Consider the following 17,860-nt stretch of genomic DNA (forward strand, 5'->3'; position numbering starts at 1 on the left):
GACGCCAACAAAACAAAGGGGAAGCGTGATGCTTCCCCTTTTTCATTACGGATGTTTTTAAATGAAACTAGTTTTTCGTTACCGTCACGATTGGCGCCGACTTGTCAGCCGCGTTGAAGTGGAAGTTGTAATTTCCTGCTTCTGCAATCGCAATTTTCAGGTTTGCACTACCGCCACCGACTTCCATCGTTAGCGCTTTACCAAGCTCAACACTGCCTTCGCCACCGAAGTTGGTGTCTGCTGCCCAGTCTGCGCTAGCAACTTTCATCTCGTAGTTGCCCGCCGCTAGGGGAATGTCTAGCGAATAAACGTCATTTGCAACATAGCTGAACTTCGCTGTTGAGTCTTGTGCTGGAGCATCCCATGTAGTGATAGTGCCACGTAAGTAAAGTGCTGTTTCACCGAATGTTGGTGCATCTGCTGACTTGGTCACTGACACGACCGGTTTTTCTACGCTTTCATCTTGAACATGCAGCGCGTTCAGAGTGAAGTTGTACTTACCTGTTTCAGCAACAGACAGCTTACAGTTACCTTCTGAACCTAATTCTAGTGAACCAGAAGCTATATTCGCAGCATCACAACCGATGTTTGGATTTGCCCAACCAGAGTCCGCGAATTTGAACTCGTGTTCACCAGCTTCAAGAACGCCAGTTACAGAGTACATACCGTTGCCAATAAAGGTCATCGCCCAATCACTGCTATCAGACCACTCGTTCATCGTGCCTTTCACGTAAACAACGGTTTCGCCGTAAGGAGGAATACTCGATACGTCTTTGTTATCCGTGTTTACTGGTAGGCCAGCACCTTGCGCGCCGTTTTGTGGCTGCACGAATACCGCTGTTGTCAGTGCTGGTACTGTGAAGGTTTCATTGGTGAAGCTTGCACCTTTCACGATGTCATCCGCAGAGTTTTGTTGAACTTCATGTAACTCGAAACCAGTTGCGCCAGCAACTTTGAAAGATTTCTCAGTTGATGTTGAGTTCACAACGGCCACGACAGCATCGTAGTTCGAATCTAAATCGGCACCTGCTGATGTACCATCGTCGATAGACATCACAATCAAGCCTTCCACTTGGTCTTTCCCTACGTTGCGGAAGTCAACACGGTTCATCACTTCTTGCGCGGTATCTAGGCGGAACAGTTCGCTTGTGCTACGGATTTTTAGTAGCTCTAGGAATTGTTGCTTAGTCAGCTCGATGTCGGTTGAGTCTGGTTTCGCCGTGCTGTCACCAACGATGGTTTTGATCAACTCCCAGTTTGCACCGTCTTTGTCTTCACGTGGTAGACCAACGTTCCAGTTATTGTCGCTTCCGTCGAAGAATACACGGTTGAACCAGTCACCAGAATCGTACGAGTCGCGCTGCATAGATTTAGAGCGCAATAGCTCAGAACCCATGTGGATAAATGGAATGCCTTGACCAAGCATCACCGTTGATAGGGACACAGACTGCATACGTGCACGCTCGGCAGATGAAGTGCCTGTCGCAATCTTGTAGGCGTTGTTATCCCACAATGTTTGGTTGTCGTGCTTAGACACGTAAGAGATGTTCTCTGATGGCACTTTCGTGTAGCCTGCAGGCGCACCATTGTAATCAACGTTCTTGCCCAGTTTGGTTTCGCCTTTGTAATCAAGAAGGATGTAATCAGCCAAGTTACCAGCCATACCTAGACGAACCAGATCTTGGTTGTGTAAACGACCATTCACCGATTCTGCGTCAGTTTTGGTTTCTTCGTTAGGATAAGCAGCATTACCAAAGCCCTGGTTGAAGCGAAGTGGGTGCTTACCTTCAGAATCTACACCGCCATCAAATGGGCTTCCGCCACGAACTGCGTCACGCAGACGATCAGAGAAAGTACCGATTTCTGTCCCTGCCATGTTGACTTGTGTCGCCTGATCGAAGCGAGCGTTTTGCGCGACTTCACCAAAGTCCCAACCTTCGCCGTAGAACAGAGTATTCGGATCAATTTCACGGACTTTTTCAAGTGCGTAAACCATCACATCTTTCGGCTGGTGGCCCATAAGGTCAAAACGGAAACCATCGACTTTATAGTCATCCGCCCATACCATCAATGAGTCAACCATTAGTTTACCCATCATCAAGTTCTCGGTTGCGGTGTTATCACAACAGGTTGAGTTTTCGACGCCGCCAGTGTTGACGTTTAGGCGGTGGTAGTACCCAGGGACAATCTTATCCAGTACGGATTTTTCGTTCACACCAGATGCATTTGTGTGGTTGTACACGACGTCCATGACCAGTTTCAGATCCATTTTATGCGTCGCTTGAACCATTTCGCGGAACTCAAGAATACGCTTAGACCCGTTAGGATCGGTCGCATAACTGCCTTCTGGCACGGTGTAGTGGTAAGGGTCGTAACCCCAGTTGAAGCTGTCTAGCATGCGAAGATCGTTCATCAACGCTTGTGCTTTGCCCGTTTTTGGGTCGTAGCTATTTAATACCTCTTCAATTACTTTGCCGTCATCTTCGGTCTCACAAATGGAGGCTTCTGGCTTGATGCCACAAAGTTTACCCACGGTGTCGGTGATATCGACTCGCTTGTCAGCGTCTTCATCCACGGTTGCAATATCAAATGCTGGCAAGATATGTAGCGTTGTTAGGCCAGCATCTTTTAAAGCTTGTAAGTGAGATACAGACTCACGCTCAGGTTCTGTAAGCGCCAGATATTTGCCATCAAGACTTGGTGTGCCTTTGCTGTCGTTAAAGCTGAAATCACGAATGTGTGACTCGTAAAGGACGTGGTCTTCGTCTTTTTTAACTGTTGGGCGTGCGTAGTTTTTCCAATCTTGAGGCATTAAGCTTGGATCATCTAAATCAACCACTTGCGAGTATCGTGAGTTCTTAGACAAGCTCATTGAATATGGGTCTGTTACCAAACGCGTTTCAACGACGCCAGTTGTTGGGTGGTATACCTTAACTTGGTAGCGATAGTATTTGTTGACAACGTTGCTTTGTGCCTCAGAAACCCAGATACCTGTTGCTGGGTCTTCCGTCATGGCAACGGTCGCTTCTTCTGCTAAGTTTTCATCGTAGATTATCAGATCAACATCTTGGGCAGTTGGTGCCCATAGTTTGAAGGTTGCGGCACCGCCTTCCACAATCGCACCGAGTTCTTGACCGATCGCGTTACCTGCCTTGGAATCGGCAAACACCGCATCCAAAACGCCCGGTTTTTGCACTTCAGTTGCAGAAATGACGTCACCATTTGCGTTGTAAGCCACCATAACGATTTGTGACTTCAGGATCGTACGCAAGGTCGCGTCATCGACATCGATACCCGCAGCTTGAAGGCTAGCAAGGTGACGGAAGCGTGATTTCAGACCATCAGACAACTCACCAGCTTTTGTCAGCTCAACCGCTGTACCACCAGAGATTTGCTTATCTTCATCCATTTTGATGTCATTGCTAAGGCTGTAGAACAGCTTCATGGAATCCGCACTGGTCGCCGCTTCCCATGCAATGGTGTTGGCGTCTAACCAATGGGCTTTTTGACCATCAATATCAACAGGGCGCTCTTCTATTGGCTCGTAGTAAAGTTCACTGCTGCCGTGGAAGCCAAACAAACCTTTCGATTCGCCGATTTTCGTCAACTCTACTTTTGAGTTTGCGCTGCCGAACGCTTTCTCATCACCTTTGTGCAGAATGAAGTTCATGCATTCGTGTGGGTCAGAGGCGTCTGGGTTTATTTTCAGTACGTAGTAAGCACCGTAGGTGTCGTTGATGCCATCGAATGGGTGTGGCGCAGACCAATCCGTTCCTGTTCCCGGAATGCCCATTGCGTCTAAATCTGTGCTGGTACAGCCCTCACCGTTCCATAGGTGCAAGCCCCAACCTTCGTAGTCGCTTGCTGTTGAAGCTGATGCTACATCACGTTTGTAATAAATGACGACTTCGTTCTCTCCCGCAGGGTACAAGCCTGAGCCAGGGTTCGTCGTATCTTCGTTCGTGCTATCACTACCACAACCGCTGATTACCGCGACGGAAATCAAAGGCAGTACGGTTTTGGCAATTGTTGATAATTTAAATGTCTTATTGTCCACGTTTACAAATCCATTGTTATTGAATTGATATTGAGCTGCGCGCTGCCTTCGCTGACTCAATCATCAAGAAGGTTTTGCACACGCTAGAAAGGCAGATGCCAAAAAAGGAAATGTTCAATTAGATGCTAATACACTGAATCATCAGCAAAATGTGAGAGCAGGCTGTTAAGTTTTTTACAGGTGCAAATTTTCTGTCACAGTCGATTTTGTTCACAAATTAAATAATAAAACAGGCGCATAGTGAGAGATTCTGCACATCATTAAAATGTAAATTTTTATGGGATGAGTAAGGGGGGATGATAGGGGATGAGAATGTCTCAGCCCCAAAACCGTGATTAAGTTCTATAAAAATGAGGGCTATATTTTTCTTTTAAAAATAAGTTGCAGTGATGTTGAATAAAATACCGCCATTAAGTCTTCGCAGCTTCAGATTTTCGCTAAGTGGTCGTTATATAATGAAGGTAGTCGGCGTTATGTCGGCGCGTAATCATAAGATTTCCCTGAAAGGGAGTTAAATTGGGCCCTGAAACCAAAAGAGGCTATTTATGAGTAGTATGGGCATTGCCATTGCGGCAACTGGCCTTTCACTCGTCCTGATATTTGTGTGGATGATCTCGTTGTCGATGCGGAAACAGAGACTCGAGGCAGAGAGGAAAGCTCGCGAAGCCGCTTATCGAAAGGCGATGCATAAAGCGCGAGAGCAAGAGCGTAAAGAGCGAGAGTTCAAAGCAGAAACCGGGCATATCCCCACCATTTTATTTCTAGCGAAAGAAGCCGAAAAGGACAACATTCGTCAAGCGCTGTATTGGTATGATAAAGCAGCTAAATTGGACAATGTGACGGGGATGTACGGCATTGTTCGCTTAAGTGAACGCATGCGCGAAGATGTGATTTTAAAAGAGCAGGCAAACTTCTGGCGTACCGCAATTGCGGGAATGGAAGGGGATACCGAAGCGAAATTTTCGACGGGCAAGGCCTTGGTCTTTGGTCGAGGAACTGAAAAAAATATCCCAAAAGGTAACCAACTGATTGAAACTGCCGCCGAAGAAGGCTGCATTGATGCCATGATTTATATGGGGGAATGGCAGCTTTCACCAGACAATAGTGCAGGACGCAGTGCAGATGCGCTTTACTGGTTTATGAAAGCGGCGGAAAAAGACAGTGCAGATGGCAAGATCCAAGTCGGCTTATGTTACCTAAATGGCATTGGTACAGAAAAAAGCATGGTTAAAGGTTGCTACTGGCTGGAACGGGCCGCGGAAGGTGGCAGTGCTAAAGCGATGTATCATGCTGGCGAAGCGTGGAAGGATAAAGGTAAAACGGGTAATGCAATTGCTTACGTTTGGCTGTTTCTTTCTGCCAATATGGGCTACCAACCTGCGCGTACGTTGCGTGATGAAGTGGCGACCAATATTGGTGTTGATGTTGTCGTTGGATTGCAGTCCATAGCGAAGCCGTTGCAAAGAAAGCTGGCCTCAGGAATGGTTAGAAAGCACTCTATTATTCGAGCCCTTAACAAAGTGTACAAACGCGAAGCGTATTTTCCTGCGGAAGAGGAGCTCAATGCGGTGTTGAATGATGAGAATAAAGACGCCTCCGAAGCTTGGGAGGAGACATCAACACTAGATTTTCAGCCTAAGATGACAACGGTAACAGCAGAAGACCAGGCAAGCACATCGCCCAACGAAAAAAAACTCTCTAAAGATGCGCTCGATTTCACTCAAAACTTCCTTCAGCCATAACCTATCTTATCCAGAAGCCTCAAGATTGAGGCTTTTCTTTTGCTCTTTTGCCAGTATCTCTATCAGTCACGACAACAGAATGTAAACTTACTTAAGCAGTCATTTTACTGATGTGCATACTATTTATGCGATTTTTCAACATATTTTTAGTACTTAACTAAGATGGGATCTGTTTACCTTAAAAAAGAGGTTTTTCCCTCTTTATTTACTTCCGCTATTGGGCTTAGATCAAGCCTTTTCAATTGATAGTAATAATGATTGAAGAGCAATGCTTGATGCCCCGATTTATAGGTGAATAGTACTCATTACTTTATCTAATAATGTAAATTAAAAAATGTATTATAAATCTTAAATTGTTCTTTTATATTTAGGTGTCGATTATTGATTTTATGATTAATTAGGCGCAAGATAACGTAAAAATAAAATAGCATAGTTAATATGCAGAATTACACTAGGAAGTAACTTTTTCATTACATGTTTCATAATAAATAGAGATAATTTTTTATCTCTGTTTTTATTTATATTAGAGATTTGTGTATGTTGAGAATCATTAGTGCAGATAAATTTATCTCTTCAAGGTTTATCTTAGAGTACAGTAAGGCTGAGTTCGCTTCTTTATTAGGTGTTTCCGTCGCTAAAATAAGTAATATTGAAAGTGGAAAATCTTCAATCCCCCCGGTGTATGATTACGCCATTAATTACTTGTTGAGTGAACATCCATTTAAAGATAGTGCTGTTGATGCTTTATGCTCTCATGAAACGTTAAACTTTGCTCGTCGTATTGATGTCAATACCAAAGTAAAACGCTTGTCCTGTAAGCGTTGCGATAGCCGTAGACTGCACGTTATGGCTGGCATGAGTGGCTTGTATTTTGTCGAGTGCATGGATTGTAAACACACTATGTACTCGTCAGGCATGTCTGTAAAACGTTATCAGCAATGGTCGAATGATGGAGTCAAACTAGATAGTCATTTATTTAATTGAATTGTGTTTCCTTTGCACCTAAAGTAAAAAGCCATCAATACATGTGTTGATGGCTTTTTTATTATGTGTTTAAATTTAGTTAAAATTAAAACATTTATCATTCCTAATAATATAGTCTTAATAATTATATAGTGATGGAAATCTCAAAAAATTATTTTCTTGATATTTCATTTCTAACAACAATGGCTGTGGTCACACAATTTTTAATTATTTTTCCTTTTAAGCCTGGTTTCAATATCATTGGGCTATCAATTGGAAAGTGATGAAGATCGCGAAATTTTAATTCGAGAAAATAAGACTTTTAAATATGAAAATTTAATCACGAAATTTGTTTTTTGAATTTTAAATATCGTTTTCGTTTGTAATATCTGTACCTGTCAATTTTAAAGAACAAAAAAGAGATATTCCAAATGAAACGTTTAATTATAGGTGTTAGTAATTACATGCCAGAAGACTTCAGTTTATTAGCTGAATCTTTAGATGAACAATTTAATCGTCATTTACAACCTTTAGAGCAAGTTGAATTAACCGACGTTGGTGCGGCTATTATTACTTCAGCAGACATTAAAGCAGGTCTGCATAAAATGATTTCTGAAACGGGTTACGGTATTCCAGTTTTCTTAGTAACGGATGAAAACCCAGTTTCGGCAGAAGATTACGTTTGGCTAACTGGCGTTATCGATTTAGAAAGACAATCTATTGAGTACTACTGTCGTCAAATCAACGAAGCAGTAACCAAGTACGAATGTCGTCTGCTTCCTCCTTTCTTCAAGCAATTAACGCACTATGTTGAGATGGGTAACTCAGCGTTTGACTGTCCGGGACACCAAGGTGGTCAGTTCTTCAAAAAACACCCAGCGGGTAAACAATTCTACGATTTCTTCGGCGAAAACCTGTTCCGTAGTGACTTGTGTAATGCGGACGTGGATTTAGGTGACTTGCTGATCCACGAAGGTTCTGCACACCAAGCGCAAGCGCACGCTGCAAAAGTATTTAACGCGGACAAAACTTACTTCGTACTTAACGGCACTTCTGCTTCAAACAAAGTAGTCTGTAACGCGCTGGTAACTGAAGGTGATTTGGTACTGTTCGACCGTAACAACCACAAATCGAACCACCACGGTGCGTTAATCCAAGCGGGTGGTATGCCAGTTTACTTAGAAACGGCGCGTAACCCTTGGGGCTTTATCGGTGGTATGGATGAACACTGTTTCGATGAAGAATACATTCGTGCTCAAATCGCGAAAGTGGACCCAGAACGTGCACGCGATGAACGTCCTTTCCGTCTTGCTATTATCCAACTTGGTACTTATGACGGTACTATCTACAACGCTCGCTACGTAATGGATAAGATAGGTCACCTTTGTGACTACATCCTGTTTGACTCTGCATGGGTTGGTTATGAGCAGTTCATCCCGATGATGAAAGACTGTTCACCACTGCTGCTGGATTTGAAACCAGAAGACGCAGGTGTGATCGTGACTCAGTCTGTTCACAAACAACAAGCTGGCTTCTCTCAAACATCGCAAATCCACAAAAAAGACCGCCATATCAAAGGTCAAGCTCGTTACTGTAACCACAAACGCTTTAACAACGCGTTTATGATGCACGCATCGACTTCACCATTCTACGCACTGTTCTCTGCGCTTGATGTGAACGCGAAGATCCACGACGGCGAAGCAGGTCTGCGTTTATGGCGCGATGCGGTTAAGACAGGTATCGAAGCGCGTAAAGAAATCCTTAAGAGTTGTGAATTGATTCGTCCGTTCATTCCAGATGAAGTCGAAGGCCAACCTTGGGGCAGCTACGACACTGACGTGATCGCAACGAACAAGAAATTCTTCATGTTTGAGCCAAACGCAAGCTGGCACAAATTCGAGGGGTACGGTGAAGGTCAATACTTCGTTGACCCATGTAAATTGCTACTAACCACAGCAGGTATTGCTGAAGATGGCAGCTACGCAGATTTCGGTATTCCTGCAACGCTTTTAGCGAACTTCCTTCGTGAAAATGGCATCATCCCTGAAAAGTGCGACTTGAACTCTATCTTGTTCCTACTCACTCCTGCGGAAGATATGGGTAAGATCCGTCACCTTGTGGCTCAAATTAACCGATTCGAAAAATTCATCCGTGATGATGCCCCTTTAAGTATCGTACTTCCAAGCGTCTACGAAGCGAATAAAGAACGCTACCGTGGCTACACCATCCGTCAGCTATGTCAGGAAATGCATGACATGTACAAAGAGCTGAACGTGAAACAGTTACAAAAAGCGATGTTCCGCAGCGAGTACTTCCCACAAATGGTTCACAAACCTGACGTAGCAACACGCAAATACTTCCGTGGTGAATGCAATTACCTACCACTTAAAGAGGCCGTGGGCTGCGTAGCCGCTGAAGGTGCACTTCCTTACCCTCCAGGTATTATCTGTGTGATCACTGGTGAAGTCTGGACTCAACAGGTGGTGGATTACTTCCTATCTCTAGAAGAAGGCATTAACCGCTTCCCAGGCTTCGCGCCAGAAATTCAAGGTGTGTACCTTGAAGATGTTAACGGTCGCACTACCGCACATTGTTATGTCCTAAAAGATTAATCTACCCGTTCGCACCACGCTCCGGCGTCGGTGCGAACCGCTTATTCGTGGAGAATAATTTATGAGTACTGAAACTAAAAAAATGTCGGTGGTGCAGTTAACCATTCTGACATTCATCAACATGGCCGGCTCCGGCATCATCATGCTGCCAAGTAAACTGGCGCAAGTGGGCACCATTTCTGTGTTGTCTTGGCTGATCACGGCAGCGGGCTCTTTAGCGTTGGCTTACGTGTTCGCAAAATGTGGTCGCTTTAGTAAACGTGACGGCGGTATGAACGGTTACGCGTCTTATGCATTTGGTAAATCGGGTGCATTTATGGCGGGCTGGACTTACGGTTTGTCACTCCTTATTGCGAACATTGCGATCGCGATTACTTGTGTGGGTTACGGCTCCGCATTCTTTGAAGTGACCCTATCTCCGGTCGAAACCTGTTTGTACACTATCGCCATTCTTTGGATTTGTACTTTCGCTAACTTCGGTGGCGCGAAAATCACAGGTCAAATTGGTACATTCACCGTGTGGGGCGTAATCCTACCAGTGTGTTCATTGGGTATTGTTGGGTGGTTCTGGTTTAACCCAACCATGTACATTGAAGCTTGGAACCCACACAGCTTGCCATTTGGTGAAGCGGTGAGTGCTTCTATTGCGATGACTCTATGGGCATTCCTTGGTCTTGAATCAGCTTGTGCGAACTCTGAAGCGGTAGAAAACCCAGAGAAGAACGTACCAATCGCAGTGCTAGGCGGTACGCTAATCGCGGCTGTGGTTTACATTGTATCGACAAACATCTGTTCTGGTATCGTTGCAAACTCTGAGCTTGCCGCTTCTACAGCGCCATTCTCAACCGTATGGACAGTGATGCTAGGTTCTGCTGCTGGTAAAGTGGTTGCGGGTATGGCGGTATTGGCTTGTGCGGGCTCTCTATTGGGTTGGCAATTCACTATCGCGTCAGTGTTCAAATCGTCTTCTGACGCGGGCTTCTTCCCTAAATTGTTCTCTCAAGTGGACAAACGCGGCACACCGATCAAAGGTATGATCGCGATTACTATCATCCAATCAGTATTGTCTCTAATGACGATTTCTCCAACGCTGAACGAGCAGTTCGAAGCACTGGTTAACCTAGCGGTAGTAACAAACGTTATTCCTTACATCTTATGTATGGGCGCAATCTTTATTATGCAGCAAGTGGCGCACGTGCCAGAGCGCGAGATGAAAACCACCAACGTTATCGCTCTGATTGGCTCTCTGTACAGCTTCTATGCGCTTTACGGCTCCGGCTACGAAGCGATGATGTGGGGCTCTATCGTAACCTTCCTAGGCTGGAGTGCTTACGGTCTGATTGCTGCGAAGCATGAGCCTTTAGCAAATTAAAAAACAATACAAAAAGAGCCTTCCCAAACGCGGTGTGGAAGGCTCTTTGTTTTTAGGCATTTACGCCAAACCCAAGTCAGCTCAACGTATTTGAGGCTAGACATCCAATGACGTGAAAACTCATTTTCGACATTTGGAGGACGAAAGATGATAAGTCAACCTGTTAAAATCGGTGACGACACCGCCGTAGTCATTCCAAGCGTAATCCTGGCTCAGCTCGGGATAAGGGAAGGAGATACCCTAGAAATCGCACTGAATAAAGACAAAATGGAAATTAAGAAGATGGTGTTGAAAACCAACGCTCCAACTTACTCTGAAGATATTGAGGAGAATTGAGTTAGAGAATCTTGGTTTGTCGGATACACTACTGGTTTCGCAAAACTGGCGCTTGCCGCTGTCTTTGAACTATCGATAACTACAATAAGAGGTAAGGTACTATGCAAGGTATCCTCTCTATACAATCTCATGTTTCTTTTGGTCATGCTGGTAACAGCAGTGCCGTTTTCCCAATGCAACGCATGGGCTTCGAAGTATGGCCGATTCATACCGTTCAATTTTCTAACCACACGCAGTATCAAGAAGGCTGGACTGGGCGAGCGTTTGCGGCTGAAGACATCAGCGAGTTAGTTCGTGGACTTGGTAACATCGGCGCGCTGGAAAAGTGCCAAGCGGTATTGACGGGCTACCAAGGTAGCGCAGAGCAGTGCCTTGCTGTTGAAGATACCGTGACGAAAGTGAAGCAAGCGAACCCGAACGCACTTTACGTTTGCGACCCTGTGATGGGCGCGCCAGACAAAGGCTGCATTGTGGCTCCGGGCATTGCTGAAAATCTTCTAACGCGTTTGATGCCAATGGCGGACGTGATCGTTCCGAACCAATTCGAGCTAAGTCAATTTGCTGAGATGGAAATCCACTCATTAGACGATGCGATCACCGCATGCCAACGTGCGCTAGAGAAAGGTCCAAAAGTGGTGCTAGTTAAGCACCTTTACTGCCTAGAAAATGGCAGCTTCAACATGCTATTGGCTACGCAAGAAGGCATTTACCTTGCGAAGCGTCCTCAATTTGAGTTTGCTAAACAACCTGTTGGCGTGGGCGATCTTATTTCAGCTATCTTTACCGCGGGACTCTTAAAAGGCTGGTCTCCTAAACAAGCTTTCCAACATTGTCACGACGCGTGTTACGGGGTGTTGAGTGCAACGTACCATGCAGGCGAATGGGAGCTGCAAACTATTGCGGCGCAGCAAGAGTTTGTTGAGCCAAGCAAACACTTCCCGATTGAAGAAGTGGCTCTGGTCACCGCATAATTGAGCGCAATTAAACAAAAAAGGGGAGCCATCATCGGCTCCCCTTTCTATTTGTTCTGTCAGTCTTACTGAGCTTTTTGCTGCTCTGATTTACAAACTGCTGCCGTAAAGACAACGTCTGTTGAGCTGTTTAGTGCAGTTTCTGCAGAGTCTTGAATCACACCGATAATGAAGCCAACCGCTACAACCTGCATTGCTACGTCGTTTGAGATACCAAACAGGCCACACGCAAGTGGGATAAGTAGTAGAGAGCCACCTGCAACACCTGATGCGCCGCATGCAGAAACCGCAGCTACAATACTTAGAAGTAGCGCAGTCAGTAGATCAACTTCGATACCCATAGTGTGCACAGCTGCAAGCGTTAGTGTTGTGATAGTGATTGCAGCACCAGCCATGTTGATGGTCGCACCTAGAGGGATAGATACTGAGTATGTATCCTCGTCCAGTTTTAGCTTCTCACATAGTGCCATGTTTACTGGAATATTCGCCGCACTTGAACGAGTGAAGAACGCAGTTACACCACTTTCACGTAGACAACGGAATACAAGTGGGTAAGGGTTTTGTTTGGTTTTAACGAACACGATCGCTGGGTTTACAACGAGTGCGATGATCATCATTGCGCCAAGAAGAACCGCCAGAAGGTGTGCGTAGCTTGCTAGTGCGCTAAAGCCCGTTGTCGCAAACGTTGAAGCAACCAAGCCAAAGATACCAAATGGTGCAAGACGAATGATAAAGCGCACAATGTGAGACACGCTGTGGCTTAGATCTTCAAATACGGCCTTCGTTGTTGCCGATGCGTGGTGTAGTGCAAGACCCAGACCCACACCCCAAGCAAGAATGCCGATGTAGTTTGCTTCTACTAGTGCATTTACTGGGTTGTCGACCAGTTTAAACAACAATGTGCGTAGAATTTCAGCAATACCTTGAGGAGGCGTTGCACCTTCAGCGCCGGTGACAAGCGTTAAATTGGTCGGGAAAAGGAAGCTTAGAACCACTGCTGATAGCGCCGCGAAGAATGTACCCATCAGGTACAGTACAACGATTGGGCGCATGTAAGTGTGTTGGTTTTTCTTTTGGTTTGCAATTGAAGCGGCAACCAAAATAAACACAAGAATTGGCGCGATCGCTTTAAGCGCACCGACAAAAAGGCTACCAATTAATCCCGCGCTTTCGGCATGGCTTGGAGAAATTGTCGCGAGCAAAATACCAAAGACGATACCGACAAGGATCTGGACGACGAGGTTACCACGAGCATATCGGGCAACGAGGCTGTTGTGTTGCATACATCATTCCTGCAATTTTATGCCAGAGTGGCAGGGCAATAGTCCATCATTACACGGCGATAATGCCCTTGTATTGCAAGGGGTGAGCATTGCTTCTGGTCACTAAGACACATGATTATCAATTATCCTGTTTTTATAAATTCAGCCATTTTCTTGCTGAATATCACATATCTTAGCTTGGTAATATTTTGTGTCTAGTTTTAGTTTGTTTTTGGATTAAATGTTTGCTCAATGTTATTTAAATAAGATTTTTATGTTGAAAATTATCATTAGTTATGAGTAATGGTTTTTAATAAAGTTGTTAAAAAGGAGACTTTCGTCTCCTTTGATTTTATTGACAACTCAAACGCAACAAATTAATAACTTTGTTGGCGCCTGCGCTTATCATTCATGGCATTGCGAGCAAGTTTACCGAATTGTCGACTTTGTGCTCGTTGCTCTGCCAAAGTCGCGCCGTTAAAGGCTTGTTCTCGCGTTAGTTTTTGATAGTTATTGAAACGACGAACCTCAAGTGTGCCATTTGCAATCGCAGTTTGAACTGCGCAGCCTGGCTCAGTTTGGTGCTTACAATTGCCAAAGCGACAACGCTGAGCGAGCGCCTCAATGTCAGAAAATGCCTCACTGACCCCCGATTCACAATCTGCTAGTTGAAGCTCGCGCATTCCCGGAGTATCAATCAAGATGCCGCCATCAGGTAATAGATGGATAGAGCGCGATGTAGTTGTATGTCGCCCTTTGCTATCGTCTTCACGAATATGCCCAGTTGCCTGTTCTTGTTGCCCGAGTAATGCATTAACAAGAGTTGATTTGCCAACGCCTGAAGAACCGATAAAAGCGAGGGTTTGTCCTTCTTTGCACCAGGTCATGAGTTTAGAAGCACTCTCTATTTCTAAGCCGTTGACTGTCTCTATAGCTAATAGAGGGTCGAGCTTCTGTACTTGGCTTTTTAGTTCATCAGTATTGTCACACAAATCGGCTTTGGAAAGCACGATGACGGGTTCGACTTCGGCTTCATGAGCCAAGGAAAGATAACGTTCAATACGACTTAAATTGAAGTCGTCGTTAAGGGAACAGACGATAAACACTGTATCCACATTGGCTGCGATGAGTTGCTCTGCCACTTTGCTGCCAGCGGCTTTGCGGCTAAAGAGGCTCAAGCGATCCAGTAAGCGAACAAATTGCTGATCTTCATTTAAGATTACCCAGTCTCCGACGGTCATATTGGGTAAAGAATGGTGGGCATTAAGATGAACTTGCCCAGTTTCTGTTGCCAATAAATAACCACTTCGGTGATGCGCAATTACACGAGCAAAGATAGTGTTGTCGTAATCGTCTAATGTCAGTTGTTGCTGAAAAAATGGTTTCCAACCCAATTGTTTTAGAGGGTTTGAAGTTGAAACTAATGTGTCACAAAAAGTATGTGTTTGATTCATTATTGAATTATCCCAGACGCAACAAAGCGCCTTAATACAAATCGCATTAGGGTCTAATTCGGATAGAGTTGACCCCGGTGAAGACCGGGCAGAGAAGGGGAAGTTGTGGTTATGCCACAGAGTTGGTGCTGTTAGGGTTACCCTTGCGATGCCCAGTTAGTGTTATTCAATACAATCATCTTGTGTCCTCTTCGTTGGTTAATAAATAAGTGAGTTAATTAAGCCAAAAGAGTATAGCCGCCGTTTTTTAAAGAGGGTAGCTATACTGCAAAAATATTAACTTTGTTTTGTGATGCGCTCTTCCACAATTTGCGAATACGTGTTGGCTTTTAAGCCGTATATAATTTGGACATGACGATCATCCAATATCACGACGCCATGCGCGCCATGATTTTTGAGTGCGTTCTTATCGATGACGGACGTCTCTCTGAGGGTAAGACGCAGCCGAGTCGCACATGCACCAGTTTCTAGCAGGTTCTCTATGCCCCCAATGGCGTCAATGATCGTGTCGACGTCTTGTTCGACATTGGGGTTGGTATGAGTTAGGAAATTGAAAAATTGCTTCAGCACTGACTTAACCGTCATTTGAAGAGTCTTCGGTCGTTAGTTTTGAAATGGCTTCAACAATCGGTGCCGGTGAGAGCGTATGTGGTACTTTAGTGATTAACGTGCCATCCGGCTTCAAGAAGTAAAAGTAAGAGCTATGATCCAGCGTGTATTTTAGTTCCGAGCCTTCCAATTCTGTCTTGCGGAAAATGACACCATAGTTGTGTGCCAAAGGTGTCGTTACATCAAGTGGTGCCGATAGGCCTTCAATCATTGGATGGAAGTAATGGGCATATTTTGCTGATGCATCGGCCTCATCACGCTCTGGGTCTAAAGAAATGAACATCGGGCGTAGTTGCGCTTTTTGCGCGTAGTCAATTTGATTCAGTGCTCCTGCCAGCATTGCAAGAGAAGTTGGGCAAACGTCTGGGCAGCGAGTAAAGCCAAAATAGACGACTCGGATGCGAGGGTCATTCACATCGAAGATATTGACGGCTTGGTTATTTTCCCCAAACAATACCGTTTGTTGAGAGGTGGAACTGTCCACTTGCTCTGGCTTCGTTTTTTGATTATCTAAATAGCTCTTTACGCCAAACCCGAGTGCGAAAGCAGCTACGAGAAATAGGGACCAATTGCGGCTCATAACGATTCCTTATCTTTGCATTTTTATAGCAGGGTAAACGGTACTCTCTCCATCACTGAGTTCACCAACCCAAGTCATTGCATCCTCCGTGCAAACCGGGAGAATGATGTCACCTTGATATTGGCCAGGAGCGATTTGCTTCAGCAAAAACTTAGGCTCACCCATCTCCATTTCTCTTCCTGAAAGACTTAGGATGAGTTGCTTAGCATCGCTTGTATGCCACTCAACATTTAGAGTGGTAGGAACCAAGGGTTGAGCAGTTTCTGAGTTTAGCGTCATCGTAACATTTTCTTGGACGCAAGAGGTTGTAGAGAGAAAGCAGTATTCATCTATTGACTTGCTTTGAGTGGAAGAAGAAAAGCTTTTTATTAGAGTCGGGGCATAAAATCCCGCAACTAATGCGGCTGAAACAGCGGCGATTTGTAACAGTTTCATTAAGGTTCAGCATTTATCACTTAACATTACGAGCATCGTAGCACAGATGCGCCGCTCGCCAACTCGTGACCTCGGTAAATTGTGCGTTATACCTCGGTGACCAGCTTCTTAGTAACGCGACGGACTTTATTGCATCAAATACAGCAGAGTTTTCAATTGAGATGTTTTGCCCTTAGCCAATAGATAAAAACGGAGCCAATTGGCTCCGTTTTTATTTGGTTCAGTATGTGTTTGATACCAAAGTTATTTATCTGAATCTGCGAATTTCTCTAGACCCAAAACCAGAGCAATGGCTGCAAGCATCATCACGACAGCAAGTACTAACTGAGAAGGTTGTGATGTCACGTGTTCAAATTCAAATGGTGATAGGTTGTGCTGTAGCAATGGCACTTGTTCGCCCTTCGAATTGGTGCGCCAAGTGATGGTTTCTTTCCATGGCCAAATCTTTGGCAACGTACCAATCATTAATCCAGTCAAAAACATCAGGGTGAAATCACGGAACTTGCGTAGTAACCACGACAATAAGTGAGAGAAGGACAGTAAACCGATCACGCAGCCAGACAAAAATAGCGCTAATGTATCGACTTGAAAACCTTTCACTGCGGCTAATACAGGAGCATACATGCCAATCAGCAGCAAAATAAAACTGCCAGAGATACCCGGCAAGATCATCGCACAAATCGCGATAGCTCCAGCGAATAAGGTGTTAATGGCCGTTGGTTCCATGTGTAAAGGTTTGAGCACAGTAATACTATAAGCAAACCCGACACCAACGAGCAGAATGACAAAGCGGACAAGATCGCGTTGCTCAACCTGACGAATAATGTGATACACAGAGACCAAAATCAGACCAAAGAAAAATGACCAAAGTGGGATCGGGTGTGTGTCAAGAAGCCAAGTAATCAACTTTGCTAGCGTTGCAATACTGGTGAAAATGCCGGCAAACAGAGCGATTAGGAAGAATCCGTTGATGTGATTAAACGCGGCTTTAACCCCTTCTTTTCGCCAGATAGAGAAAAGTGAGGGGTTAATGCGTCGAATGCTTTCAAGCAGCGTATCGTAAATACCAGTGATAAACGCGATGGTGCCGCCAGATACACCAGGTACAACATCTGCTGCACCCATGGCGATTCCCTTGAAGAAAGTAATTAAGTAGTTCATTGCTCTAATGCTAAGTCGTTTCGATGGCAGAGAGTATACAAACATTGCGATGAAAAAAGTATGAAATAGTGCTGTAACTACTTGGTTTTATATCCAATCTATTGCCTATCTTTATTACCCGCCAAGAGACAATGCCGCCGTAACGAGCTTTTAATGCTTGGTTTACATTTTTGAGATGATTAACTCTACTATCAATTATCAATCTTGCTTGCATTATGCAATTGCAATTGCAATTTGCATTATAGAATTGCATTTTGATAATTTGCGCGTGAATAAATCCAGCTTATATGAGATCTTGTGCCCAAA

The 17,860-nt window shown here is 44.7% G+C and carries 13 protein-coding genes; 6 read left to right on the forward strand and 7 right to left on the reverse strand.

Annotated features, from left to right (window positions below; translation table 11 throughout):
* Positions 1 to 67: 67 nt before the first annotated feature.
* On the reverse strand, positions 68 to 4,057 hold the full coding sequence (gene pulA, locus R8269_RS07210) for a pullulanase-type alpha-1,6-glucosidase (protein WP_170889943.1): 3,990 nt from the start codon (positions 4,055 to 4,057) through the stop codon (positions 68 to 70).
* A 545-nt stretch (positions 4,058 to 4,602) separates the two neighbouring features.
* Between pulA and R8269_RS07215 the strand changes: the two genes are divergently transcribed.
* The 6 genes from R8269_RS07215 (at position 4,603) to pdxY (ending at position 12,053) form a co-directional block, all read left to right on the forward strand.
* Positions 4,603 to 5,799, forward strand: a complete 1,197-nt coding sequence (locus R8269_RS07215; protein WP_005374795.1) for a tetratricopeptide repeat protein — start codon at positions 4,603 to 4,605, stop codon at positions 5,797 to 5,799.
* 537 nt (positions 5,800 to 6,336) lie between these two features.
* Entirely contained in the window at positions 6,337 to 6,783 is a 447-nt protein-coding gene (locus tag R8269_RS07220) for a helix-turn-helix transcriptional regulator (RefSeq protein WP_005374797.1), read from the forward strand.
* Between the two features lie 410 nt (positions 6,784 to 7,193).
* Positions 7,194 to 9,374 (forward strand): ornithine decarboxylase SpeF, encoded by a 2,181-nt coding sequence (speF, locus tag R8269_RS07225; protein WP_005374800.1) that lies wholly within the window; start codon positions 7,194 to 7,196, stop codon positions 9,372 to 9,374.
* Positions 9,375 to 9,435: 61 nt separating this feature from the next.
* Entirely contained in the window at positions 9,436 to 10,746 is a 1,311-nt protein-coding gene (potE, locus tag R8269_RS07230; protein WP_005374814.1) for a putrescine-ornithine antiporter, read from the forward strand.
* Between the two features lie 147 nt (positions 10,747 to 10,893).
* Positions 10,894 to 11,082 carry an AbrB/MazE/SpoVT family DNA-binding domain-containing protein gene (locus R8269_RS07235; protein WP_005374817.1) on the forward strand — a complete coding sequence of 63 codons (189 nt, stop codon included), beginning with the start codon at positions 10,894 to 10,896 and terminating at the stop codon, positions 11,080 to 11,082.
* A gap of 101 nt (positions 11,083 to 11,183) precedes the next feature.
* Positions 11,184 to 12,053 (forward strand): pyridoxal kinase PdxY, encoded by an 870-nt coding sequence (gene pdxY / locus R8269_RS07240; protein ID WP_042522192.1) that lies wholly within the window; start codon positions 11,184 to 11,186, stop codon positions 12,051 to 12,053.
* 65 nt (positions 12,054 to 12,118) lie between these two features.
* On the opposite strand, the gene sstT is transcribed toward pdxY, so the two are convergent.
* The 6 genes from sstT to R8269_RS07270 form a co-directional block, all read right to left on the reverse strand.
* Entirely contained in the window at positions 12,119 to 13,336 is a 1,218-nt protein-coding gene (sstT, locus tag R8269_RS07245) for a serine/threonine transporter SstT (RefSeq protein WP_005374821.1), read from the reverse strand.
* 356 nt (positions 13,337 to 13,692) lie between these two features.
* Positions 13,693 to 14,769 carry a ribosome small subunit-dependent GTPase A gene (rsgA, locus tag R8269_RS07250; RefSeq protein WP_005374823.1) on the reverse strand — a complete coding sequence of 359 codons (1,077 nt, stop codon included), beginning with the start codon at positions 14,767 to 14,769 and terminating at the stop codon, positions 13,693 to 13,695.
* 276 nt (positions 14,770 to 15,045) lie between these two features.
* On the reverse strand, positions 15,046 to 15,354 hold the full coding sequence (locus R8269_RS07255) for a glucose PTS transporter subunit EIIB (protein WP_005374825.1): 309 nt from the start codon (positions 15,352 to 15,354) through the stop codon (positions 15,046 to 15,048).
* The gene (locus R8269_RS07260) at positions 15,344 to 15,958 is read right to left on the reverse strand and encodes an SCO family protein (RefSeq protein ID WP_065275515.1); all 615 of its coding nucleotides are present in this window, start codon (positions 15,956 to 15,958) and stop codon (positions 15,344 to 15,346) included. The genes R8269_RS07255 and R8269_RS07260 overlap by 11 nt, the downstream gene beginning before the upstream one ends.
* Positions 15,959 to 15,967: 9 nt before the next feature.
* Positions 15,968 to 16,393 carry a hypothetical protein gene (locus R8269_RS07265; RefSeq protein WP_031778871.1) on the reverse strand — a complete coding sequence of 142 codons (426 nt, stop codon included), beginning with the start codon at positions 16,391 to 16,393 and terminating at the stop codon, positions 15,968 to 15,970.
* A gap of 243 nt (positions 16,394 to 16,636) precedes the next feature.
* A complete protein-coding gene (locus tag R8269_RS07270) occupies positions 16,637 to 17,554 on the reverse strand; it encodes a DUF368 domain-containing protein (protein WP_031778872.1) in 918 nt (305 codons plus the stop codon).
* Between the last annotated feature and the right edge of the window lie 306 nt (positions 17,555 to 17,860).

It is taken from the genome of Vibrio sp. Vb0667, assembly GCF_033391095.1.

Excerpts from the sequence above, each read along its gene's own strand:
- R8269_RS07270 (WP_031778872.1), bottom strand. The coding sequence starts at position 17,554 with ATGAACTACTTAATTACTTTCTTCAAGGGAATCGCCATGGGTGCAGCA.
- sstT (WP_005374821.1), bottom strand. The coding sequence starts at position 13,336 with ATGCAACACAACAGCCTCGTTGCCCGATATGCTCGTGGTAACCTCGTC.
- pdxY (WP_042522192.1), top strand. The coding sequence starts at position 11,184 with ATGCAAGGTATCCTCTCTATACAATCTCATGTTTCTTTTGGTCATGCT.
- R8269_RS07235 (WP_005374817.1), top strand. The coding sequence starts at position 10,894 with ATGATAAGTCAACCTGTTAAAATCGGTGACGACACCGCCGTAGTCATT.
- R8269_RS07265 (WP_031778871.1), bottom strand. The coding sequence starts at position 16,393 with ATGAAACTGTTACAAATCGCCGCTGTTTCAGCCGCATTAGTTGCGGGA.
- potE (WP_005374814.1), top strand. The coding sequence starts at position 9,436 with ATGAGTACTGAAACTAAAAAAATGTCGGTGGTGCAGTTAACCATTCTG.
- R8269_RS07215 (WP_005374795.1), top strand. The coding sequence starts at position 4,603 with ATGAGTAGTATGGGCATTGCCATTGCGGCAACTGGCCTTTCACTCGTC.
- R8269_RS07255 (WP_005374825.1), bottom strand. The coding sequence starts at position 15,354 with ATGACGGTTAAGTCAGTGCTGAAGCAATTTTTCAATTTCCTAACTCAT.
- speF (WP_005374800.1), top strand. The coding sequence starts at position 7,194 with ATGAAACGTTTAATTATAGGTGTTAGTAATTACATGCCAGAAGACTTC.
- R8269_RS07220 (WP_005374797.1), top strand. The coding sequence starts at position 6,337 with ATGTTGAGAATCATTAGTGCAGATAAATTTATCTCTTCAAGGTTTATC.
- rsgA (WP_005374823.1), bottom strand. The coding sequence starts at position 14,769 with ATGAATCAAACACATACTTTTTGTGACACATTAGTTTCAACTTCAAAC.
- R8269_RS07260 (WP_065275515.1), bottom strand. The coding sequence starts at position 15,958 with ATGAGCCGCAATTGGTCCCTATTTCTCGTAGCTGCTTTCGCACTCGGG.